Here is a 274-nt window from a genome sequence, read left to right as displayed (position 1 = left end):
CCAGTAAGCGCGATTGTTAGGATCATAACAAAAGTTATTTTTCGTTTCATTTTTTCAACTCACAAATATCTTGGAATGCAATGCATAAGAGCCTTTATTCCTGAACACTTTTACAAATTTATGTGATGTAATATTGTGATTGATTTTGTTGTAAGACCTAGGGTTTTAGGTCTTTCATGGAACAGGATCACGGTGCGTGCGCCAAAGGGCGCACGCAAGGCAAAAACAAAAATGCTCATTCTTTTAAGGAGGTACTTTATCTTAAAACCGACCA

The organism is Bartonella sp. AP58NXGY (genome assembly GCF_042195785.1).
In the GTDB taxonomy this organism is placed as follows: domain Bacteria; phylum Pseudomonadota; class Alphaproteobacteria; order Rhizobiales; family Rhizobiaceae; genus Bartonella.
This window is presented reverse-complemented; position numbering follows the sequence as displayed.